The following is a 20,399-nucleotide window of genomic DNA, read 5'->3' as shown; positions in this document are numbered from 1 at the left end:
CTCCGGAACTCAGAACCGGGTCTCGACGAGATCGACGAGCGTGGCGCCGGCAGGGTCGAACGACTCGTCATCGAGGGTGTCGACGACGGGCACGAGCCGCCACTTGTCGAACATCGTGCAGGGGTGCGAGAGGCCGAACACCACCAGGTCGCCGAGGGCGAGAGGAGAGGCCGGCGTGACACGCAGAAAGCCGTGCTGGTCGTTGAGCTTCGTGAGTTCGGCGCCGGGGAGCGGCATCCGTCCTCCGTCCGAGGCGATCGCATACAGCGGGACGGGCAGCCCTTCGTCGTAGGGGAAGTCGCGCTTGCCGGCGTCGATCAGCACGAGGCCCGACTCTGGGCGCGAGATCACGCGCGCGATCCCGCGCGCCGCGGGGCGCAGACCCGCCCCCTCGAACGGGGAGTTCTGCCGGTAGTACCCGTGATCGTGCACGATGTAGGCGCCCGAGCGCAGCACGAACCGGGCGGAGTCGCCGCCCGCGACAGCAGCGGCGAAGGCCGCACCGACGACATCGGGGTAGGCGCTGCCGCCCGCGGTCACCAGCACATCGCCGTCGTCGTAGAGCGGACGGAACGCGTCGTGGGCGGCGAGGATCTCGTCGACGAACGCCCGGGCCGCCGCAAGACCCTCCGGTCCCCGGCCGTGCGCGATCGCACCCTCGTAGCCGGCCACACCGGCGAGCCGCACCGCGGGCGAGGCGGCGATCCGCTCGGCGAGGGCGACCGCAGCCCCGAGGGACCGCACGCCGGTGCGTCCGCCGGGACGCCCGAGGTCGACGAGGACCTCGAGGGGCCGCGCGGGGGCGTCGCCGAGCGCATGCTCGATGAGATCGATCGTCGCCGGGCCGTCGACCCAGCTCCAGATCCGGGTGCCCGATGCGGCGGCCTCGGCCGCCCAGCGGATCGCCTCGGTCTGCGCGAACTGGTTCGCCAGCATGACGGCCGGGACGCCGGCATCCACCGCCACCCGCAGCTGCCACGGTGTGGCCACCGTGATCCCGGTGGCGCCGGCGTCCAGCTGCCGCTGCCAGAGCGCCGGGGCCATCGTGGTCTTGCCGTGGGGCATGAGCTCGAGGCCTCGCGCGGCGACCCAGCCGGCGAGGAACGCGATGTTGTCGTCGAGCGCGCCCCGGTCGAGGACGAGCAGCGGGGTCCACAGCTCCGCGAGGCGAGGTTCGCGGGCCAGGAACTCCGCGACGGTCAGCCCGGCGGCAGCCGCGGGCAGTCCCTTGTGGTTCCCGATCAGCAGGTCGTCCGGGCCGAGGACGCGCTCGCTCGGCATCACGCCCCCGGCAGGACCGCGACGACGTCGATCTCGACGAGGATGTCGTAGAGATCGGAGCCGACGGTGGTGCGCACCGGGTAGGGCTCGGTGAAGAACTCGCCGTACGCGCGGTTGTACTCGGCGAAGTCGCGCTTGAGGTGCTGCAGGTGGGCGGTTACCTTCACGACGTCGTCGAACGACGCGCCTTTGGCCTCGAGCACGCTGCGCACGTTGCGCAGCACCTGCTGCGTCTGCTCGTACACGCCCCCGGTCACGACCTCACCGGTGGCGGGGTCCTGCGGGCCGAAGCCGGCGGTGAAGAGCAGCCCGTTGGCGGCGACGCCGTGACTGTACGGCCCCGCGGGCTTGGGGGCGTTCTGGATCATGACGGCTTCTTTGGTCATGGCGTTCCTTTCGTGGAGGACTGTGCGGAGGAGTGGATGCCGGCGGCCGAGCCCGCGCGGCGCAGCCCCTGCCCGGCGAGGGCACCGGTGAGCGCACCGTTGCGCAGCACGTGCGCGCCGTTCACGAACACATCGTCGATGCCGCGGGCGAGCGCGCGAGGGTCGTCGTAGGTGGCGGAGTCGGTGACGAGAAGCGGGTCGACGATCGCGACGTCGGCAGCGGCACCGGGCCGAAGGATGCCGCGACCCTCGAGGCCGAAGCGCTCCGCGGTGCGGGCGGCGAGGTGTACGGCCGCGCCCTCCCATTCGAACGACCGGCCGACGTAGGTGCGGAGAAGCCGCGCGAAGGCTCCGGCAGCGCGGGGGTGCGGGACGGCGCCGACGAAGATGCCGTCGGAGCCTCCGGTGTGCCCGTCGAGCGCGAACAGGCGGGCCAGGTTCTCGACCGGACGCTCGTCGCGCACGGCCATCACCGCGTTCACTTCGAGGCGTCCGGCCACGAGCAGGTCGAGCGTGGCGTCGACGACCGAGGCGCCGCGCCGGTGCGCGATCTCGGCGAGCGTGAGCCCGGGTGCCCACGCCCATTCCGCCGACGGGGTGTGCCCGATGCGGATCATCGACGGCCAGTCCGGGCCGAGGCTCGGCTTGTCGGCGACGGCCGGAAACCACTCGTCCCGCAGGCGCGCGCGTTCGTCGGGGTCGATGAGGCGCGCGACGGCGTCGCCGACCTCCAGCGCGCTGTATTCCGGCGGAAGCACGGCCATCGCGACGAGGGTGCAGCCGCGTGTGTACGGGTACATGTCGAAGGACAGGTCGGCGCCCGCAGCGGCGGCCGCGGCCAGCAGCCGTTCGGCGTCGTCCGCATCGACGTGCAGGTGCGAGACGTGACCGCGCAGGCCGTCGTGCGCCGAACCGGCGGCGCAGATCGCGATGACCTCGGCGAGGCCGGCGGCGGTGTTCGCCTCGTAACCGCCGCGCATGTGAGTGACGTACAGGGCGCCGGCCTCGGCGACCGGCGCGCACAGCTGCGCGAGCTCGTCGGCATCCGCGAAGAGGCCCGGCACGTAGTCCAGTCCGGTCGACAGCCCGAGTGCGCCGGCCTCGAGCCCTTCGGCGACGAGCCGTCGCATCTCGGCCAGTTCGACGGCGTCCGCTCGCCCGCGCCGCATGCCCATCACCTCGTGACGGACCGTCCCCGCCGGCACCAGATAGCCGGCGTTGAGCGGGGTCGCGCCGTCGTACGACGCCAGCAGCGCAGCCACACCGCCGCCGGCGTAGCTCGGGTGCGGGCCGTTGATCGCGGCGAAGTACCGGCTCGCCCACACCCCGTCACCGGGGGCGTACGACACGCCGTCCTGCCCGCCGATGACCGTGGTCACACCCTGCCGCAGCAGGGCCAGCTGCACCTGGGGGTCGAAGATCCGGCCGTCCGCGTGCGCGTGGGCGTCGATGAACCCCGGCAGCACGAACCGGCCGCGACAGTCCACGACGGCGTCGCCCGGACGCTCCTCGACCTCACCGATCGTGGCGATGCGACCGTCGACGATCCCGACATCGGCGGTGCGACGAGGTCTGCCCGTCCCGTCGATCACGACGCCGCCTCGCAGCACCGCGCGGTCGGGGTGGGGGGTCATCGGGCCTCCGTCGCTGCGAGGGCCGGCTGACCCGCGTCAGCAGTCTACGCAGTCGGGTGCGCGTGGATGCCGGGGTTCGGGCTCGGGGGCCTCAGCGGCCGAGGGCGGCCAGGGCGAGGTCGACGTCCTCGCCGTCGTTGAAGACGTGGAACGCGACGCGGGCGCGTCCGGCGCGACCGGAGGCGGTGATGCCCGCCGCGCTCAGACGGGCGAGATCGCACCCGTCCGGGTCGTCCCAGGTCACGATCGCGGAGGCGCGGGCGGGCTCGGGCAGACCGAGTCCGGCGCGGAACGCGGCGGCGAGACCCGTGGCGTGCCGGTACAGCTCGCCCGGGTCGATCGAGGCGAACAGCTCGAGGGCGGGCGCGGCGCCGACGAAGGCCTGCCACGCGGGCGAGACGTCGAACCTGCGGGCGTCGTCGGCGAGCTCGACCCCGACGCCGTAGCAGGACGACCACGGGTCGTCGCCGGCGTACCATCCCGCATGCACGGGAGTCAGCGCGGCGGTGAGGCGCTCCGACAGTGCGAGGAACGCGACACCGCGCGGCGCGCACAGCCATTTGTACGCGTGACACACCACGGCGTCGAAGTCGGAGGCCGCGACCGGCAGCCACCCGACGGCCTGGGTGGCATCGCACAGTGTGAGCGCATCATGGCGGGCGGCCGCAGAGACGACGGCTGCGGCATCCGCCACCTCTCCCGTCGCGGACTGCACGATCGAGAAGGCGACCAGCGCGGTCTCGGGACGCACTGCCGCGGCGAGGTCGGCGAGTGCCGCTGTGCGGACGCGGATGCCGCGCCCGGCGTGGACGAACGGCAGGACGACCGACGAGAACTCGCCTTCGGGTGCGAGCACTTCGGCGCCGTCGGGCAGCGACGCGGCGATGAGCCCGGCGGCGACGGAGGTCTGGGATCCGATCGCGACGCGCTCCGCGCCGACGCCGACGAGCGTTCCGAACAGCGCCCGTGAGCGTTCGACGGCGGCGCAGTACGACGCGAGGTCCACGCGCCCGGCCGAGGCCGCGTCGAGATCGGCGATGACGGCAGCGCGGGTGGCGCGCGCGGGAAGGCCTGTCGTGCACGCCGCGAGGTAGTCGCGTGCGCCCGGGAACTCGCGCTGCGCGGCGCGGATCGCGGGGGAGGAGTCGACCAGTGCGGACATGCCTCCAGCCTGGGGTCCGACCATTGCTCACGTCTAGGACAGGTATTCCATGAAACTCATAACGAACGCTTATGCTCGCCTCATGACGGACGTGCTCGACGACGATCCCGGGTTCGACGCGCGCGAGCTGCGCCTGGTGAAGGCTGTGGCGGACGCGGGCTCGATCACCGGGGCCGCGCTCGAACTCGGCTACAGCCAGCCCGCGGTGAGCCAGCAGCTCAAGCGCCTCGAGCAGCGCCTCGGCGTCGCGATCGTGGAGCGCGTCGGGCGCAGCGTGCGCCTCACCGATGCCGGACGCATCCTCGCCCGTCACGCGCCCGCTGTCACGACCGCGCTGGATGCGGCGGCCGGCGAGCTCGCCGAGCTGCAGGGCCTGCGGGCCGCACGCGTGCGGCTCATGGCGTTCCCGTCGGCCTCGCCCACGGTCGTGCCGCGGCTGCTGGCAGAGCTGGCGGTGCGGCATCCCGGCATCTCGCTCACCTACGTCGAAGCCGAACCGCCCGAGGCCGTGGATGCGGTTCGCGAGGACCGCACCGACATCGCGCTCACCTTCAGCTATCCGGGCGACCGCGACGACCCGCACGGCACGAGTGCGCGCGGGCTCGACGTGCGCTCGATCGGCGTCGACGAGATGCTCGCGGTGCTGCCGGCCGGGCACGCCGGCGCCGGCGGACCCGTGGTCGACGTCGCGAGCCTCGCCGGCGACGCCTGGATCGCCGGCTGCCCGCGCTGCCGCGGGCACCTGCTGGAGCTGTGCGGCAGGGCCGGCTTCGCGCCGCGCATCGCGTTCGAGACCGACAACTTCGTCGCGGTCGAAGGGCTCGTGGCGCAGGGGATCGGTGTGGCCACGCTGCCGCGCATGGCGGTGGAGTCGTTCCCGCAGCTGCCGGGCCTGCACATCGTGCCGCTGCCGGCGGGGGAGCAGCGCACGCTCCACACCGTCACCGCGCGCGGCGCCGACCGCGTGCCGGCGGTGCGGGCGACCCTCGCGGCGCTGACACGGCTCGTGGCGGAGCCGGCCGCGGCCCCGGCGTGACGGCATCCGCGAACTAGAATCCATGGTGATGTCTTCTTCGCCTGATCCTCGCACCACGACCGCCACCGGGGCCGACGTCCGCGTCCGGTTCTGCCCGTCGCCGACCGGCCTTCCGCACGTCGGACTCATCCGCACCGTGCTGTTCAACTGGGCGTACGCCCGCCATAACGGCGGCAAGCTCGTGTTCCGCATCGAAGACACCGACGCGGCGCGCGACAGCGAAGAGAGCTACCTGCAGCTGCTCGACGCGCTGCGGTGGCTCAAGATCGACTGGGACGAGGGCGTCGAAGTCGGCGGCCCGCACGCGCCGTACCGCCAGTCGCAGCGTCACGACATCTACCGTGAGGTGCTCGACAAGCTCATCGCGGCCGGCGCCGTGTACGAGAGCTACTCGACGACAGAAGAGATCGACGCCCGCAACGAGGCCAACGGGCGCGCCAAGCAGCTCGGCTACGACAACTTCGACCGCCACCTCACCGACGAGCAGAAGGCCGCGTTCCGTGCCGAGGGCCGCGAGCCCGCGTGGCGTCTGCGCGTGCCCGATGAGGACCTCACGTACGTCGACCTGATCCGCGGCGAGGTCACCTTCCCGGCGGGCTCGTTCCCGGACTTCGTGCTCGTGCGTGCCGGCGGCGTTCCGCTGTACCCGTTCGTGAACCCTGTCGACGACGCGCTGATGGGCATCACTCACGTCATCCGCGGCGAGGACCTCATGCCGTCGACGGCGCGTCAGCTCGCGCTGTACGGCGCGCTGGTGGATGCCGGCGTCACGACGTTCATCCCGCGCTTCGCGCACATGCCGCTGGTGCTCGGCGAAGAGGGCAACAAGAAGCTCTCCAAGCGCGACCCCAAGGCCGACCTGTTCCTGCAGCGCGACAAGGGCTTCATCCACGAGGGGCTGCTCAACTACCTGGCGCTGCTCGGCTGGTCGATCGGGCCCGACCGCGACGTCTTCTCGCTCGAAGAGCTCGTCGCCGCGTTCGACATCGTGGACGTCAACCCCAACCCGGCCCGCTTCGACCAGAAGAAGGCCGAGTCGATCAACGGCGACCACATCCGGATGCTCGCGCCCGAGGACTTCGCGGCGCGCCTGGTGCCGTACCTGGCTGCTGCCGGCGTCATCGACGAGACCCCCACCCCGGCGCAGCAGGCGATGCTCGCGGCGTCGGCGCCGCTCGTGCAGGAGCGCATGCAACTGCTCGGGGACGCGCCGGGCCTGCTGGGCTTCCTGTTCAGCGATGAGCTCGCCTACCAGGAGGACGCGCTCGCCTCGCTCCCCGCGAACGCGGATGAGGTGCTGGTCGCATCGGTCGGTGCACTCGAGCTCGTGCCCGAGACGGATTTCTCGGCCGCCGCTGTGCAGGACGCGCTCGCCGGCGCCTTGATCACACCGGTCGACGAGGGCGGCCTGGGCCTCAAGCCCCGCGTCGCCTACGGTCCGCTGCGCGTCGCGCTCAGCGGCCGACGCGTGTCGCCGCCGCTGTTCGAGTCGATGGAGCTGCTCGGCAAGACCGAGACGATCAGACGCCTCGGCGCACTGGTCGAGCACCGGTCCGACGCGCGCGGGTAGCGCCCCGGTTTGGAGCAGGTGCCGGGGTGACGTAGACTCTATCCTCGGCACCGCTTCGGCGGAAACGCCTTGGGGTATGGTGTAATTGGCAACACGGCTGATTCTGGTTCAGTTGTTCTTGGTTCGAGTCCAGGTACCCCAGCAAGACGAAAACCCCCGGTGAACCGGGGGTTTTGTCGTTTCGGCTCACGCCTGCGCGCGATACCGCTCCCAGGAGCGGATGCCGGCGACGATGGCGCCGAACAGGACCGCGCCGACGGGCCAGACGATCCAGGACCTCTCCCACCCGCCGATGAGGCTCCAGGCGAGATAGACGACGAGCAGCAGCGGGCCGTAGATCGAGGCCACGACGCCCACGAGGCTCCGCCGGTCTTCGCGCGCACCGGGGCCGACCGCACGACGGCTCTGCATCAGGGTGGCGGCGGTGGCGGCATCCCCGCTGTTCTTCAGCAGGAGGAAGAGGCCGCCGGCGATCATCAGCAGCATCGCGGCGAGCGCGACGCCGATCCACGTCCGCGACACCTCGGGCGGAGTCAGCATGCTGAGAGTGAGGACGGGAACGATCGCGAGGATCCACAGCCCGACCGCGACCTGCAACGCCGTCGTCCGTCGGTGCGCCGATTGCGAGGCGAGCGCGCCGGCCCAGCGGTCCACCTCGCCGCTGCGAGTGAAGTCGCCGGCGGTGATGCGGGCGAACGGGGTGAGCAGCTGCCGGCGCTGCACGAGGATGAGCACGGCGGCGGCCACGCACCCCAGCAGCACGAGCACGCCGATCAGCGCGCTCTCGTTGGCGCCGAGTCCGATCACTCCCGCGGCAGCGAGAGTCGACAGCACGATGAGCACCGCGGGCGACAGCACGAACAGCGCCTGTGCCGTGGCGAACCGGGTCTGCGTCCGCCGTCGTGCGGCCGTGTAGGCCTCGGCCTCGTCGAGGGTGATCGGCGCGGGCGCGAGCGGTTCTCGCCCAGCGACGGGCGCGGAGGCGATCTGCGCGGCGGGCACGGGCGCGATCTCGGCCGAGATGCCGAGCTGCGGCGCGAGCTCGTCGAGGTTGCCGAACTCGGTGATCACGCGGCCCACCGCCTCGTTCTCGGACATGCCCTGCTCGCGATACGAGGTGTACGCGTCCTCCATCATGGCCTGCAGCTCGGCCTTCGCCTCGGCCAGGCGCGGTGACGCCGGATAGGCGGCGAACATCGTGTCGAGATAGGCGGTGATGACGTTCATGATTCGATCCCTTCCACGAAACGGTCGACGACGGACTTGGTGTCGCGCCACTCGGCGACCTTCTGCATGAGATGTGCGGACCCGCTGGGCGTGATCCGGTAGTAGGTGCGGGGCTTGCCGGAATCGGAGGCCCCTGCGTACGACGTGACCAGACCCGTGGCCTCGAGGCGCTTGACCGCGGAGTACAGCGTCGTCTGCTTGATGGTGTACTCCGCCCCGCTCGTGGTGCTGATCTGCTGAGCGAGCTCGTACGCGTACGACGATCGCTCGCGCAGCAGCGACAGCACCATCAGATCGATGTAGCCGCGGATGGCGTCGGCACTGATCATGGGCGCCTCCTCTCCCTGCTCTTCACGAAACGTAGTACGCCTGACGTAGTACGTCAAGCGTTCCTCGTCGGGGCAAGGGCTACGTCGGGCTGTCGACGTCGACGGATGGATGCCGTCACGCCGGCGCGTCGGCGAGCACCTGCGTGACGGCATCCGTCCCGAGCGTGAAGTAGTCGGGGTTGTCGTCGCTGTGCACGACCAGCATCAGTGCAACGGCTGCCGCCCATGCGTGCGCGCGTCGCCAGGTGGCGACGTCGTAACGGTCGCCGGTCGCGGCGATGAAGCGCGCGCGGCCCCCCGTGTCGAAGGCGAGCCATGCGACAGCGAGGTCGTAGGCGGGATCACCGGCCGTCACGTCGCCGAAGTCGATGATGCCGGCGAGGGCGCCATCGGATGAGACGAGATTGCCGGGGTGCAGATCGCCATGGATCCACACCGGGGGTGCACCCCAGTCGCTGGAGTGCAGTCCGCGGTGCCAGACCGTCGTGAGGGAATCCGTCGCGGCGGCGTCGAGCGCTCCGGCCGCCTGCACGGTCGCGAGACGATCCTGGAACGCCTGGTCGCGGGTCGCCAGGGGGCGTCCGCGCACGGGGTTGACGGGGAAGTCCGCGGGCGCCTCGACGTGCAGGGCGCCGAGCGCCGCCGCGAGCGGCTCGGCCCAGTCTCGGCGGGCGGCGCGCGGAACATCCAGTCCTCGCTCCCCGTCGATCCACGGCACGACAGACCACGCCCACGGATAGCCGGCGGAGGGCACACCGCAGACCAGCGGCGCCGGAACGAGGACCCCGAGCGGGGCGAGCCGGTCGCGGATCAGCGGGAGCACGCGCTGCTCGTTGAGGACGAGCGGCGCCGCGAGTGCGCGGCGGGGGAGGCGCACGGCGTGCGCCTCGCCGAGTCGCCAGACCTCGCTGTCCCATCCTTCGGAGAACTTGCCGAGGGTGAGCGTGTCGACGTCGGCGATCGTCTGAGCCTGCTCCGTCACCAGTCGGCGCACGAGCGCGGCATCGATGTCGACCTCGGCGGCGGGCTTGTCGGGCATCGTTCGAACCTACTCGGGTCCAGAATCTGTTGACACTTGTGTTTATGTGGGAATCTGTTGTAATGTGTGGGAATCCACGGAAGGACCCGCAGATGTACGCAACGGAGCGCCATGAGCAGATCGAGCTCCTGCTGGCCGCGCAGGGGCGCGTCAGCGTGGTCGAGCTCGCCGACCGATTCGCCGTCACGACCGAGACGATCCGCCGTGACCTCGACCACCTCGAGTCGATCGGTGCGCTGCGACGCGTGCACGGCGGCGCAGTGGGCCGCGAACGTGCGAGCACTCGCGAACCGTCGCTCGCCGAACGGCGGGAACGCCATGGCGGCGCGAAGGCCGCCATCGGCCTTCGCGCGCTCGACGCGCTGGGCGGTGACTTCACGGGGTCGGTGTTCCTCGATGCCGGCACGACGACGGCCGCCGTGGCGTCCGCACTCGCGCCGCGGCTGTCGACCGAGCGCATCGAGGTCGTGACGCACTCGCTCACTCTCGGCCACGCGCTGGCGGCCGTTCCCGGAGCGTCGCTGTCACTCATCGGCGGTCGCGTGCGTGGGCTCACCGCCGCGGCGGTGGGCGCCGACACCGTTCGTGCGATCGGCGCCCTGCGGCCCGACATCGCCTTCGTCGGCACGAACGGGCTCTCCGCCTTCGGACTCAGCACGCCCGATCCCGACGAGGCGGCGGTCAAGCGTGCGATCGTCGCGGCCGCCCGCCGTGTCGTGGTCGTCGCCGACGCCGAGAAGTTCGGCTCCGAGCTGCTCGTCGGCTTCGCGCCGCTGCACGAGATCGACGTGCTCGTGACCGACGCCGCACCCGACGCCGAGCTGGCCGCTGCGCTCTCAGATGCCGATGTGGAGGTCTGGCTCTCATGATCGTGACACTCACCGCCAATCCGTCGCTCGATCGCACCGTGACGCTGCCCGCACCCTTGCAGCCCGGCGAGGTGCAGGCTGCGCAGTCGGCGCGGGAGGATGCCGGCGGCAAGGGCATCAACGTCGCCCGCGCGATCGTCGCGGCCGGAGCGGCGTGCACGGCCGTGCTGCCGCTGGCAGCCGATGACCCCTTCGACACGGCGCTGCGGGGGAGCGGCCTGGACGCTCACCGCGTGCCGGTCGCCGGTCATGTGCGCGCCAACCTCGCGATCACCGACCCGGCCGGGATCACGACGAAGCTGAATCTTCCGGGCGCCCGGCTCTCGCCCGATGAGATCTCGGCCGTCGTCGATGCCACTGTCACCGCGTCGGCCGGTGCGGACTGGCTGGTGCTCGCCGGCTCCCTGCCTCCCGGCGTGCCCGACGACTTCTACGTCCGCGTGATCGGGGCGGTCCGCGCGGTGTACGGCGCGGAGGCGCCGCGCATCGCGGTCGATGCCGCGGGTCCCGCGCTGGCCGCGGTCGTCGCCCACGGCCGTCCCGACCTCATCAAGCCGAACGACGAAGAGCTCGGCGAGCTGGTCGGCACCTCGCTCGACGGTGCCGATGCGCAGACGGCGCTCGATGTCGCGCGTGCCCTGGTGCCCGAACGCGTCGGAGCGGCGCTGGTCACCCTGGGCGCCCGGGGGGCGCTTCTGGTCGAGCCGGACGGCGCCTGGGCCGCCGTGCCGCCGCCGATCCGCGTCGTCAGCACCGTCGGCGCCGGAGACAGCTCGCTCGCCGGATACGTCCTCGCGCAGACGCGGGGCGACGAGCCCGACGAGAGGCTGCGCCTGGCCATCCGCTACGGGGCGGCCGCGGCATCCCTCCCCGGAACCCAGGCGCCGGCACTCGGTGACCTTCCCGACGGCGACGTGCGCGTCACCCGCCTGTCCTGAACCCACCCACCCGCACGACCCAAACGACCATTGGAGGTCATCGTGGCCGACACCATCACTCCGGGCCTCGTGAGCCTGGACGCCGATCTCGGCGTCGACAAGTCCGCCGTCATCCGCTCGCTCGCCCAGCGCGTCGTCGCGCAGGGTCGCGCGACCGACGCCGAAGCGCTGTACGCCGACGCATGGGCGCGCGAGCAGAAGGACGAGACGGGGCTTCCCGGCGGGATCGCCATTCCGCATGCGAAGAGCGCCGCCGTCACGACGCCGTCGCTCGCCTTCGCGCGCCTGAAGCCGGGCGTCGACTTCGGCGCCCCGGACGGCGCCGCAGACCTGGTGTTCCTGATCGCGGCGCCGGCCGACGCGGCCGAGGCTCACCTCGCGGTGCTGTCGAAGCTCGCCCGCAGTCTCATGCAGGAGGACTTCACGGCGGGCCTGCGCGCCGCAGGCTCCGACGACGACGTGGTCGCCCTCGTGCGCGCCGCGATCGGTGAGGGGGATGCGGCGCCCGCGGCGCCTTCGTCGACCGCAGCCGCTCCACCGGCCGGTCCGGCCGCGGATGCCCTGACCATCGACGGGCGCCCCGCACGCGTGGTCGCGGTGACGGCGTGCGCCACCGGAATCGCGCACACCTTCATGGCGGCCGATGCCCTGACAGCGGCCGGCAAGAAGGCCGGCATCGATCTGGTCGTCGAGCCGCAGGGCTCCAGCGGCTACCAGGCGCTGCCCCGCGAGGTCATCGACGGCGCCGACGCGGTGATCTTCGCGACCGACGTCGACGTGCGCGAGCCGCAGCGCTTCGCGGGCAAGCCTGTGGTGCGCTCGGGCGTCAAGCGCGGCATCGAGCAGCCCGCGCAGCTCATCGCCGAGGCGGTGGCGGCGGCGCACGACCCGTCGGCCGCACGCGTCGGCGGCGAGACCGCGGCGGTCGCCGCCGCGCCCGCCGAGAGCATCGGCTGGGGTGCGCGGATCCAGCGGATCCTGCTCACCGGCGTGAGCTACATGATCCCGTTCGTCGCCGGCGGCGGCCTGCTGATCGCGCTCGGGTTCCTGCTGGGCGGCTACGACGTCAACAAGGACGCCGCGACCGTGATCATCGACAACGCGCTGTGGGATCTGCCGGCAGGCGGCCTGGGGCAGTACCTCGGTTCGGTCGCCTTCATGATCGGCGTGACCTCCATGGGGTTCCTGGTGTCCGCCCTCGCCGGCTACATCGCGTTCGCGATCGCCGACCGTCCCGGGATCGCCCCCGGATTCGTGGCGGGTGCGGTCGCGGTGCTCATGAACGCCGGCTTCATCGGCGGGCTGCTCGCCGGTGTCGTCGCGTGGTGGATCGGCACGTGGCGCGCGCCCCGCTGGCTGCGCGGTCTCATGCCCGTCGTGATCATCCCGCTGCTGGCCTCGATCGTCGCGTCGGGTCTCATGATCCTCTTCCTGGGACGACCCATCGCCACGCTCATGGAGGGCCTCAACTCGTGGCTGACCGACCTGGCGGCGACCGACGCGATCATCCTCGTCGGCGTCATCCTCGGCCTCATGATGTGCTTCGACCTGGGCGGCCCCGTCAACAAGGTCGCGTACGCCTTCGCGGTCGCGGGCCTCGGCGCGGGGTCGGCCGAGAACCCCACCCCGTACCTGATCATGGCGGCCGTGATGGCGGCGGGCATGGTGCCGCCGCTGGCGATGGCGCTGGCCTCGACCGTGCTGGCGCGCAACCTGTTCCCGCCCGTCGAGCGCGAGAACGGCAAGGCCGCGTGGCTGCTGGGCGCCTCGTTCATCAGCGAGGGCGCGATCCCGTTCGCCGCGGCCGACCCGCTGCGGGTCATCCCCGCCTCGATGATCGGCGGCGCGGTGACCGGTGCCCTGTCGATGGCGTTCGGCGTGCAGTCCCTCGCGCCCCACGGCGGCGTGTTCGTGCTCTTCGCCATCGACCCGTGGTGGGGGTTCCTGGTGGCGATCGCGGCGGGCACCGTCGTCTCGGCCTTCGCGGTGGTCGCCCTCAAGCGCTGGGTCGGGCGCAAGGAACTCGAGCAGGCCGAATCGGGCGTACCCGTGGCGGCGTGACCTGATCGTCAGACAGAATCGGAATCGTCGATCCGCCCACCACCGTTCCGACGGCGGATCGGACCAGACAGGAGAGAACCATGGCAGAACGTCAGGCCACCATCGCGAGCAGCTCGGGTCTGCACGCGCGTCCCGCGAAGCTGTTCGTGCAGGCCGTGCAGGCCCAGCCAGTCCCGGTGACGATCGCCGTCGAGGGCGGTGCCGACCTGAATGCCGGCAGCATCCTGTCGCTCATGGGACTCGGCGCGTCGCAGGGGACGGTCGTGACGCTCAAGGCCGAAGGAGAGGGTGCCGACCAGGCTCTGGACGAGCTGGTCGCGCTCCTGGAGACCGATCTCGACGCACAGTGAGGGTCTTCACCCTGCTCCGGCACGGGTGAGAGAAGACGAGACGACGGATGCCGCGGGTCGAAGCCGCCGCAGCATCCGTCGTCTCGTGCGTGTGAGGAGGGGTGTCAGATGTCGACCGAGTCGCCCGGATCGAGCAGCACGAGTTCGCCGCCGTCCTGCTGGGCTGCCCACCCGAGGCGACCTCGGCCCATGTCTCGTCCGGCGACCGACAGCGTCAGGTCGTGCGTGCCGAACACCTGGCGGGGCGCGACGGCGAGCACGAAGTCCATGGCCTCGCCGATCTTCAGCCACGGAGCGCCGACCGGCGCCGCAAGCAGCTTCACGGGCCGTCCGGGCTCGGCATACGAGTCGCCGGGGTAGTAGAACTCGTCGTTGACGAGCACGCCGACGTTGTCCACCACCGGGATCGACCGGTGGATCACGGCGTGCGTGCCGCCGAAGAACTCCAGGCGGAACGGCTCGACCTCGACGACATCGCCCGGGTGGACGACGGTGATGTCGAAGTCCGCGGCGGCCTTCGCGACTCCCTCGGGAGCGTAGATCGGGGTGCCGGGGAACTGATCGAGGATGCGCTGGAGGTGGTCGGCCGTCCAGTGGTCTGCGTGCTCGTGGGTGACGACGATCGCCACGACGCCTTCGAGGTCGAGGGGGGCCGTGAACGAGCCCGGGTCGATGACGATGGTCCGGCCGCTGTCGGTGAGGGTGAGCGTCGCGTGCTCGAACTTGGTGACTCGCATGACGATGAGTCAAGCGCTCCGCGCGACGGGCGGCAAGCCGGGCGGCGCGCCGCCGCCTCGATTTGGAGCGACGATGCGGGGCGTGGCATAATCGAACGGTTGCCTGAACGGCCCCATCGTATAGCGGCCTAGTACGCCGCCCTCTCACGGCGGTAACGCGGGTTCGAATCCCGCTGGGGTCACCAGTCAGGCAACAACGTCGCAGCTCCGGCTGCGGCGCGCTGTACGGCCCCATCGTATAGCGGCCTAGTACGCCGCCCTCTCACGGCGGTAACGCGGGTTCGAATCCCGCTGGGGTCACCACGACGAAGAGCCCCGGTCCACTGCGGACCGGGGCTCTTCGCTTGTCCGGGATCGGCGTCCCCGACGCCGGGACTCAGGCCGCGTCGTCGCGGGATGCCGTGCCCTCCGCCGTCGCGGCGTCCGAGGCGCGCCGGCGCCGGCGCCGGCCGCGCACGATGAGCCAGACGATGAGTGCGGCCACGGCAGCCACGGCGATCCAGGGGATCAGGAACCCGAGGGCGACGACGATGCCGTTGAGCGTCGCCACGAGGCCGTTCCATCCGGCGGCGAGTCCGTCAGTGAAGCCTGCGGGGTCGGCCGAGACGGGAGCCGACTCGGGCGTCAGCGTGACCGACAGCGTCGACATCGCCACCTGGTCGTCGATCAGCTTGAGCTGCTGCTGATACGACTCCAGCAGCGCCTGTCGTTCCGACAGCGCCGACTCGGCGGCGATGAGGTCGGATACGCTCCCGGCCTGCCCCATCAAGGCGGTCAGCCGGTCCATCGATGCCTGCGCGGCATCGATGCGCGCCTGCAGATCGACCGTCTGCGATGTGACGTCCTGCCGATCGACGTTCGTCGCCGTGACGGTGCCGAGGTCGTCGAGCGTGCCGAGCACCGCCGTCAGTTCGTCGGCCGGCACGCGCACGGTGATCCAGCCGCCGTCGGTCGGTGAGGGGTACGGCATGGCATCGGGTGCGATGACGCCGTCGGTGACGCCGCTCTGCGCGGGGTCGACGGGGGAGCCGTCTGTGCCGACGCTCATCGACTCGACATAGCCGCCGTGCTGAGCGGCGGTGTCGGCGATGGTGCGGGCCGCGGCATCCACATCCTCCACGGTGACGGATGCGGACGCCGTCGTGACGATGTCTCGGCCCGCCGTCGCCCCGCCGGTGTCGGCTGCGATCCCACTCGCCTGGTCGGATGCCTCCGCCGGCGGAGCGGAGCCGTCGCGGGAGCCGCTGTTGGACTCGAAGGCACCGCTGTCGGCCGGCGCGACCGCAGCGCTGTCGCCCGCGCCGGTCGGCGTCACCAGGGCGCCCACGGTCGGCGCGATCACGGCGGCGACCACGATCACCGCGGCGGCCGCGCCGCCCGCGATCCACAGGCGCCCGCGACGGCGCCGCCGTGCGGTGTCGCGCACGCGTTCCCGGGCGATGTCGGCGAACAGCGCGTCCTCGATCTCGTCGATGCGCTGCGGGCTCAGTTCGGGAAGGGATGCCGCACCCTGCGGATCCCGTGGCTGCGTGTTCATGTGCTCTCCTTCACGACGGTCCGCAGGCGGGTGCGGATGCGGGAGAGACGATTGCGGACGACGCCGTGCGCGACGCCCAGCTGCTCGGCGGCCGCCTGATAGGCGTACCCCTCGGTCGCGCACAGCCGGAAGATCTCGCGGTCGAGCTCGCCGAGCCCGGCCACCTCGCGCAGGATCGCCTCGGCGAGCTCGGCGTCCACGACCTGCTGCTCGACGTCCACCGTGTCGGGCAGGCTCTCGTCGGCCGGGGCCGCCGTGTGATCGCGGTCGCGACGCTGCCGGCGGATGCGGTTCGCGGACTGGTAGCGGCAGATCGTCGCCAGCCAAGGCAGAAGCGAGTCGCCGGCGAGCTCAAACCCGGGGAGCTTGCGCCACGCGACCAGGAAGGTCTCCTGTGCGACCTCCTCCGCATCCGCCGGATTGCCGACCAGCCCGTGCGCGAGCCAGTACACCGGCCGCACGTAGGCGCGGTAGATGGCGCGGAAGGCGCGTTCGCTTCCGCCAGCGGCCAGCGCCGCCAGCGCGGCGTCGCCCTGCGGGGCGTCGTGCGGACCGTCCTCTGCCATCGCTGTCCTCCGAACCCTCGAATCATCTCTCACTCAGCCGGTGTCGGCACAGGGCGGATCGTCTCAGACGGATCCGTCGCGACACGCGAGGTGCGGCATCCCGAGCCTGTAGTCTGTTGCGAGCGAGAGGGAGTATCCCGCAACCGCGCATCCGTCATCACGGGTCCCGACAGTGCGACCCCGGGTGTGCGACGCAGGCCGCAGGCCTGCGGGGGAGAGACTTTCGGATTCGACCGACCCCTCTCCGCATTCTCGAAAGGCCCTCAATGGACCTCGATCTCCCGCTGTGGTTCGAAATCGGATCCCTGGTGATCCTGACGCTGATCCTCCTCGCCGATCTGCTGCTCATCCTCAAGCGCCCGCACATCCCGTCGACCAAGGAGTCGACCCTGTGGGTCATCTTCTACGTCGTGCTCGCCCTCATCTTCGCGGGGCTCATGTGGATCTTCGCCGGCGGCGAGTACGCCGGGCAGTTCGTCGCCGGCTGGCTCACCGAGTACAGCCTGTCGATCGACAACCTCTTCGTCTTCGTGCTGATCATGACCCAGTTCGCGGTACCGCGCCGGTACCAGCAGGAGGTCCTGATGGTCGGCATCATCATCGCGCTCGTGCTGCGCGGGATCTTCATCATGCTGGGCTCGGCGATCATCGAGCAGTTCAGCTGGGTGTTCTACATCTTCGGGGCGTTCCTGGTGTGGACCGCGTGGCGGCAGGCGTTCCCCGGCGGCGACCACGACGAGGACGTGCAGCGCGAGAACTTCATCGTGCGTGTCCTCCGCCGCACCATCGACATCAGCGACCACTACGACGGCGCGAGGATCCGCACCGTCGTGGACGGCAAGAAGATGTGGACGCCGATGATCATCGTGTTCGTCGCGATCGGCGTGACAGACCTGCTGTTCGCGATCGACTCGATCCCCGCGATCTTCGGCATCACGCAGAGCCCGTTCATCGTGTTCACCGCGAACATCTTCGCGCTGATGGGCCTGCGCCAGCTGTACTTCCTGCTCGGCGATCTGCTCGACCGCCTGCGCTACCTCCACTACGGCATCGCGTTCATCCTCGCCTTCATCGGTCTGAAGCTCGTGTTCCACGCCATGCACGTCAACGAGCTGCCCTTCATCAACGGCGGCGAGCCGATCGACTGGGCGCCCGAGATCTCGACCTGGATGTCGCTCGGCGTCATCGTCGTGTCGATGGCGGTGGCGACGATCGCGAGCCTCGTCGCGTCGGCTCGCGACAGGCGGAACGGTGTGGATGCCGCATCCGCCGCGGACGGATCGGCCGGGCACGACGCGCACTGAACGCGATCCGCGCGAGTCGAGCCCACCCGTGCCGGTGGTAACCTGGGCTCGTGCGGATCGCTCGCCTTCTCCTTAGCGGCCGCGACGAGTCCTAGTTCCCAGGCCTCCCTCGTCGCGGAGTTCGTCGCGGGCCCCCACCCCCCTCACGGCCCCGGTTTGTCGCGGGCGCCGTCCCATCCGAGGAGAACGACAGAGCAATGAGCACGATCGACGCATCCGGCATCCCGGACCGCCCCCGCACGCTGGCCGAGAAGGTCTGGGACGACCACGTCGTCGTCCGAGGCGAGGACGGCCAGCCCGACCTGATCTACATCGACCTGCACCTGGTGCACGAGGTCACGAGCCCGCAGGCGTTCGACGGACTGCGCGCCGAGGGCCGCCCCGTGCGGCGTCTGGACCTGACCATCGCGACCGAGGACCACAACACCCCCACTCTCGACATCGACAAGCCGATCGCCGACCTCACCAGCCGCACGCAGATCGAGACGCTGCGTCGCAACGCCGACGAGTTCGGGGTGCGACTGCACTCCCTGGGCGACAAGGAGCAGGGCATCGTCCACGTCGTGGGCCCGCAGCTCGGCCTCACGATGCCGGGCATCACGGTCGTCTGCGGCGATTCGCACACGTCGACCCACGGCGCCTTCGGCGCGATGGCGTTCGGCATCGGCACGAGCGAGGTCGAGCACGTGCTGGCGACCCAGACACTGCCGCTGAAGCCCTTCAAGACGATGGCCATCACCGTCGAGGGCGAGCTGAAGCCGGGCGTGACCGCGAAGGATATCGTGCTCGCGATCATCGCGAAGATCGGCGCCAACGGCGGACAGGGCTACGTGCTCGAGTTCCGCGGCAGTGCGATCCGGTCGCTCTCGATGGAGGGCCGGATGACGATCTGCAACATGTCGATCGAGGCCGGTGCGCGCGCGGGCATGGTCGCCCCGGACCAGACCACCTTCGACTACGTGCAGGGGCGTCCACACGCGCCGCAGGGGCAGGATTGGGAGGACGCGGTCGCCTACTGGCGGACGCTCCCCAGCGACGAGGGCGCGGTGTACGACGCCGAGGTCTTCCTCGACGCCGGCGAGCTGGAGCCGTTCGTCACGTGGGGCACGAACCCCGGCCAGGGCGTGTCGCTGTCCGGCGTGGTGCCCACGCCGTCCGACATCGCCGACCCCAACGAGCGCGCTGCCGCGGAGCGCGCGCTGGAGTACATGGACCTGAAGCCGGGAACGGCGCTGAAAGAGGTCCCGGTCGACGCGGTCTTCATGGGCTCGTGCACCAACAGCCGCATCGAGGACCTGCGGGCCTTCGCATCCGTGGTGAAGGGACGCAAGAAGGCCGACGGCGTGCGCGTCATGGTCGTCCCCGGTTCGGCGCGCGTGCGCCTGGAGGCCGAGGCCGAGGGCCTCGACAAGATCTTCGAGGAGTTCGGTGCCGAGTGGCGCTTCGCGGGCTGCTCGATGTGCCTCGGCATGAACCCCGACCAGCTCGCGCCGGGGGAGCGCTGCGCCTCCACGAGCAACCGCAACTTCGAAGGACGCCAGGGCAAGGGCGGCCGCACCCACCTGGTCTCGCCGCTCGTCGCGGCCGCCACCGCGGTGCGCGGCACGCTCTCGAGCCCGAGCGACCTGGGCGAGCTCGTCGGATCGGCTGCGGACGGACAGGGAGCCTGACATGGAGAAGTTCACCACCCACACCGGCATCGCCGCACCGCTGAAGCGCTCGGCCGTCGACACCGACCAGATCATCCCCGCGGTCTACCTCAAGCGCGTCACCAAGACGGGCTTCGACGACGCGCTGTTCGCCAGCTGGCGCCAGGACCCGGAGTTCGTCCTGAACCAGCCCGCCTACCAGGGTGCCAGCATCCTCGTCGCAGGTCCCGACTTCGGCACCGGATCGAGTCGTGAGCACGCCGTGTGGGCGCTGCGCGACTTCGGCTTCAAGGTCGTGCTCAGCCCTCGGTTCGCCGACATCTTCCGCGGGAACGCGGGCAAGCAGGGCCTGGTCACGGGCGTGATCTCGGAGCAGGATCTCGACGCGGCGTGGGCGGCCATCGACGCCGATCCGGGCGCCCGGATGACCGTCGATCTGCAGGCCCGGACGGCCTCGATCGGCGAGCTGGAGCTCGGTTTCGACATCGATGATTACACTAGGTGGCGGCTTCTCGAAGGGCTCGACGACATCGGGCTCACGCTGCGCGAGGCAGACAGGATCGCGCAGTTCGAGGCTCGCCGAGAGGCGTGGCGGCCGCGGACGCTTCCTGTTCCGTGAGCCGGGTCGGGCGCCCCAACCGGGCGCCCGCTCCGCCGCAAGCCGCCGTCGGGCAGAACCCCGAGCAACCCTCGGGCGACAGCCCCCGACCGATACAGTGAGGTC

Annotated in this window: 19 protein-coding genes and 3 tRNA genes; 12 read left to right on the top strand and 10 right to left on the bottom strand. The window is 71.1% G+C overall.

Annotation, left to right across the window (positions count from 1 at the left end):
* Positions 1 to 9 precede the first annotated feature (9 nt).
* From IF188_RS07845 to IF188_RS07830, 4 genes are all read right to left on the bottom strand, one after another.
* Entirely contained in the window at positions 10 to 1,281 is a 1,272-nt protein-coding gene (locus tag IF188_RS07845; protein WP_191171222.1) for a type III PLP-dependent enzyme domain-containing protein, read from the bottom strand.
* Positions 1,281 to 1,667, bottom strand: a complete 387-nt coding sequence (locus IF188_RS07840) for a RidA family protein (protein WP_191171221.1) — start codon at positions 1,665 to 1,667, stop codon at positions 1,281 to 1,283. Before IF188_RS07840 ends, IF188_RS07845 begins: the two co-directional genes overlap by 1 nt.
* The gene (locus IF188_RS07835) at positions 1,664 to 3,301 is read right to left on the bottom strand and encodes an N-acyl-D-amino-acid deacylase family protein (protein ID WP_191171220.1); all 1,638 of its coding nucleotides are present in this window, start codon (positions 3,299 to 3,301) and stop codon (positions 1,664 to 1,666) included. The genes IF188_RS07840 and IF188_RS07835 overlap by 4 nt, the downstream gene beginning before the upstream one ends.
* Positions 3,302 to 3,392: 91 nt before the next feature.
* Positions 3,393 to 4,463 carry an aminotransferase class V-fold PLP-dependent enzyme gene (locus IF188_RS07830; RefSeq protein ID WP_191171219.1) on the bottom strand — a complete coding sequence of 357 codons (1,071 nt, stop codon included), beginning with the start codon at positions 4,461 to 4,463 and terminating at the stop codon, positions 3,393 to 3,395.
* Between the two features lie 82 nt (positions 4,464 to 4,545).
* On the opposite strand from IF188_RS07830, the gene IF188_RS07825 reads away from it, so the two are divergent.
* The 3 genes from IF188_RS07825 (at position 4,546) to IF188_RS07815 (ending at position 7,211) form a co-directional block, all read left to right on the top strand.
* On the top strand, positions 4,546 to 5,499 hold the full coding sequence (locus IF188_RS07825) for a LysR family transcriptional regulator (protein ID WP_191171218.1): 954 nt from the start codon (positions 4,546 to 4,548) through the stop codon (positions 5,497 to 5,499).
* 28 nt (positions 5,500 to 5,527) lie between these two features.
* Positions 5,528 to 7,069 (top strand): glutamate--tRNA ligase, encoded by a 1,542-nt coding sequence (gene gltX, locus IF188_RS07820; protein ID WP_191171217.1) that lies wholly within the window; start codon positions 5,528 to 5,530, stop codon positions 7,067 to 7,069.
* A gap of 70 nt (positions 7,070 to 7,139) precedes the next feature.
* Positions 7,140 to 7,211: transfer RNA gene (locus IF188_RS07815), tRNA-Gln, on the top strand.
* Between the two features lie 44 nt (positions 7,212 to 7,255).
* Here the strand turns inward: IF188_RS07815 and IF188_RS07810 are convergent.
* From IF188_RS07810 to IF188_RS07800, 3 genes are all read right to left on the bottom strand, one after another.
* A complete protein-coding gene (locus IF188_RS07810; RefSeq protein WP_191171216.1) occupies positions 7,256 to 8,296 on the bottom strand; it encodes a permease prefix domain 1-containing protein in 1,041 nt (346 codons plus the stop codon).
* Positions 8,293 to 8,625, bottom strand: a complete 333-nt coding sequence (locus tag IF188_RS07805; protein WP_191171215.1) for a PadR family transcriptional regulator — start codon at positions 8,623 to 8,625, stop codon at positions 8,293 to 8,295. The genes IF188_RS07810 and IF188_RS07805 overlap by 4 nt, the downstream gene beginning before the upstream one ends.
* Before the next feature lie 115 nt (positions 8,626 to 8,740).
* On the bottom strand, positions 8,741 to 9,664 hold the full coding sequence (locus IF188_RS07800; RefSeq protein ID WP_191171214.1) for an aminoglycoside phosphotransferase family protein: 924 nt from the start codon (positions 9,662 to 9,664) through the stop codon (positions 8,741 to 8,743).
* A gap of 92 nt (positions 9,665 to 9,756) precedes the next feature.
* On the opposite strand from IF188_RS07800, the gene IF188_RS07795 reads away from it, so the two are divergent.
* The 4 genes from IF188_RS07795 (at position 9,757) to IF188_RS07780 (ending at position 13,882) form a co-directional block, all read left to right on the top strand.
* Positions 9,757 to 10,533 carry a DeoR/GlpR family DNA-binding transcription regulator gene (locus tag IF188_RS07795; protein ID WP_191171213.1) on the top strand — a complete coding sequence of 259 codons (777 nt, stop codon included), beginning with the start codon at positions 9,757 to 9,759 and terminating at the stop codon, positions 10,531 to 10,533.
* The gene (gene pfkB, locus IF188_RS07790; protein WP_191171212.1) at positions 10,530 to 11,471 is read left to right on the top strand and encodes a 1-phosphofructokinase; all 942 of its coding nucleotides are present in this window, start codon (positions 10,530 to 10,532) and stop codon (positions 11,469 to 11,471) included. Before IF188_RS07795 ends, pfkB begins: the two co-directional genes overlap by 4 nt.
* Positions 11,472 to 11,513: 42 nt before the next feature.
* On the top strand, positions 11,514 to 13,532 hold the full coding sequence (locus IF188_RS07785) for a PTS fructose transporter subunit IIABC (protein WP_191171211.1): 2,019 nt from the start codon (positions 11,514 to 11,516) through the stop codon (positions 13,530 to 13,532).
* 80 nt (positions 13,533 to 13,612) lie between these two features.
* Positions 13,613 to 13,882, top strand: a complete 270-nt coding sequence (locus tag IF188_RS07780; RefSeq protein WP_191171210.1) for an HPr family phosphocarrier protein — start codon at positions 13,613 to 13,615, stop codon at positions 13,880 to 13,882.
* Positions 13,883 to 13,986: 104 nt separating this feature from the next.
* Here the strand turns inward: IF188_RS07780 and IF188_RS07775 are convergent, their stop codons facing one another.
* The gene (locus IF188_RS07775; RefSeq protein ID WP_191171209.1) at positions 13,987 to 14,619 is read right to left on the bottom strand and encodes an MBL fold metallo-hydrolase; all 633 of its coding nucleotides are present in this window, start codon (positions 14,617 to 14,619) and stop codon (positions 13,987 to 13,989) included.
* Between the two features lie 109 nt (positions 14,620 to 14,728).
* On the opposite strand from IF188_RS07775, the gene IF188_RS07770 reads away from it, so the two are divergent.
* Positions 14,729 to 14,804: transfer RNA gene (locus IF188_RS07770), tRNA-Glu, on the top strand.
* A 42-nt stretch (positions 14,805 to 14,846) separates the two neighbouring features.
* A tRNA-Glu gene (locus IF188_RS07765) sits at positions 14,847 to 14,922 on the top strand.
* Between the two features lie 73 nt (positions 14,923 to 14,995).
* On the opposite strand, the gene IF188_RS07760 is transcribed toward IF188_RS07765, so the two are convergent.
* Both IF188_RS07760 and IF188_RS07755 read right to left on the bottom strand, forming a co-directional pair.
* On the bottom strand, positions 14,996 to 16,156 hold the full coding sequence (locus IF188_RS07760) for a DUF4349 domain-containing protein (protein ID WP_191171208.1): 1,161 nt from the start codon (positions 16,154 to 16,156) through the stop codon (positions 14,996 to 14,998).
* On the bottom strand, positions 16,153 to 16,722 hold the full coding sequence (locus IF188_RS07755) for an RNA polymerase sigma factor (protein ID WP_191171207.1): 570 nt from the start codon (positions 16,720 to 16,722) through the stop codon (positions 16,153 to 16,155). Before IF188_RS07755 ends, IF188_RS07760 begins: the two co-directional genes overlap by 4 nt.
* 266 nt (positions 16,723 to 16,988) lie before the next feature.
* On the opposite strand from IF188_RS07755, the gene IF188_RS07750 reads away from it, so the two are divergent.
* From IF188_RS07750 to leuD, 3 genes are all read left to right on the top strand, one after another.
* The gene (locus IF188_RS07750) at positions 16,989 to 18,026 is read left to right on the top strand and encodes a TerC family protein (RefSeq protein ID WP_191171206.1); all 1,038 of its coding nucleotides are present in this window, start codon (positions 16,989 to 16,991) and stop codon (positions 18,024 to 18,026) included.
* Positions 18,027 to 18,223: 197 nt separating this feature from the next.
* A complete protein-coding gene (gene leuC / locus IF188_RS07745; protein WP_191171205.1) occupies positions 18,224 to 19,696 on the top strand; it encodes a 3-isopropylmalate dehydratase large subunit in 1,473 nt (490 codons plus the stop codon).
* 1 nt (position 19,697) lies between these two features.
* A complete protein-coding gene (gene leuD / locus IF188_RS07740; RefSeq protein WP_191171204.1) occupies positions 19,698 to 20,294 on the top strand; it encodes a 3-isopropylmalate dehydratase small subunit in 597 nt (198 codons plus the stop codon).
* The last annotated feature ends 105 nt before the right edge of the window (positions 20,295 to 20,399 follow it).

It is taken from the genome of Microbacterium helvum, from assembly GCF_014779795.1.
Lineage (GTDB): Bacteria > Actinomycetota > Actinomycetes > Actinomycetales > Microbacteriaceae > Microbacterium > Microbacterium helvum.
Note: the sequence above shows the minus strand (reverse complement) of the source record. Positions and strands in the feature narration are given on the sequence as shown.

What these genes read in the sequence shown, in the direction of transcription:
- IF188_RS07795 (WP_191171213.1), top strand. Translation starts at nt 9,757, where the DNA reads ATGTACGCAACGGAGCGCCATGAGCAGATCGAGCTCCTGCTGGCCGCG.
- IF188_RS07830 (WP_191171219.1), bottom strand. Translation starts at nt 4,463, where the DNA reads ATGTCCGCACTGGTCGACTCCTCCCCCGCGATCCGCGCCGCGCAGCGC.
- IF188_RS07805 (WP_191171215.1), bottom strand. Translation starts at nt 8,625, where the DNA reads ATGATCAGTGCCGACGCCATCCGCGGCTACATCGATCTGATGGTGCTG.
- gltX (WP_191171217.1), top strand. Translation starts at nt 5,528, where the DNA reads ATGTCTTCTTCGCCTGATCCTCGCACCACGACCGCCACCGGGGCCGAC.
- IF188_RS07755 (WP_191171207.1), bottom strand. Translation starts at nt 16,722, where the DNA reads ATGGCAGAGGACGGTCCGCACGACGCCCCGCAGGGCGACGCCGCGCTG.
- pfkB (WP_191171212.1), top strand. Translation starts at nt 10,530, where the DNA reads ATGATCGTGACACTCACCGCCAATCCGTCGCTCGATCGCACCGTGACG.
- IF188_RS07780 (WP_191171210.1), top strand. Translation starts at nt 13,613, where the DNA reads ATGGCAGAACGTCAGGCCACCATCGCGAGCAGCTCGGGTCTGCACGCG.
- IF188_RS07840 (WP_191171221.1), bottom strand. Translation starts at nt 1,667, where the DNA reads ATGACCAAAGAAGCCGTCATGATCCAGAACGCCCCCAAGCCCGCGGGG.
- IF188_RS07835 (WP_191171220.1), bottom strand. Translation starts at nt 3,301, where the DNA reads ATGACCCCCCACCCCGACCGCGCGGTGCTGCGAGGCGGCGTCGTGATC.
- IF188_RS07810 (WP_191171216.1), bottom strand. Translation starts at nt 8,296, where the DNA reads ATGAACGTCATCACCGCCTATCTCGACACGATGTTCGCCGCCTATCCG.
- IF188_RS07800 (WP_191171214.1), bottom strand. Translation starts at nt 9,664, where the DNA reads ATGCCCGACAAGCCCGCCGCCGAGGTCGACATCGATGCCGCGCTCGTG.
- IF188_RS07760 (WP_191171208.1), bottom strand. Translation starts at nt 16,156, where the DNA reads ATGAACACGCAGCCACGGGATCCGCAGGGTGCGGCATCCCTTCCCGAA.
- IF188_RS07775 (WP_191171209.1), bottom strand. Translation starts at nt 14,619, where the DNA reads ATGCGAGTCACCAAGTTCGAGCACGCGACGCTCACCCTCACCGACAGC.
- IF188_RS07825 (WP_191171218.1), top strand. Translation starts at nt 4,546, where the DNA reads ATGACGGACGTGCTCGACGACGATCCCGGGTTCGACGCGCGCGAGCTG.
- IF188_RS07750 (WP_191171206.1), top strand. Translation starts at nt 16,989, where the DNA reads ATGGACCTCGATCTCCCGCTGTGGTTCGAAATCGGATCCCTGGTGATC.
- leuC (WP_191171205.1), top strand. Translation starts at nt 18,224, where the DNA reads ATGAGCACGATCGACGCATCCGGCATCCCGGACCGCCCCCGCACGCTG.
- IF188_RS07845 (WP_191171222.1), bottom strand. Translation starts at nt 1,281, where the DNA reads ATGCCGAGCGAGCGCGTCCTCGGCCCGGACGACCTGCTGATCGGGAAC.
- leuD (WP_191171204.1), top strand. Translation starts at nt 19,698, where the DNA reads ATGGAGAAGTTCACCACCCACACCGGCATCGCCGCACCGCTGAAGCGC.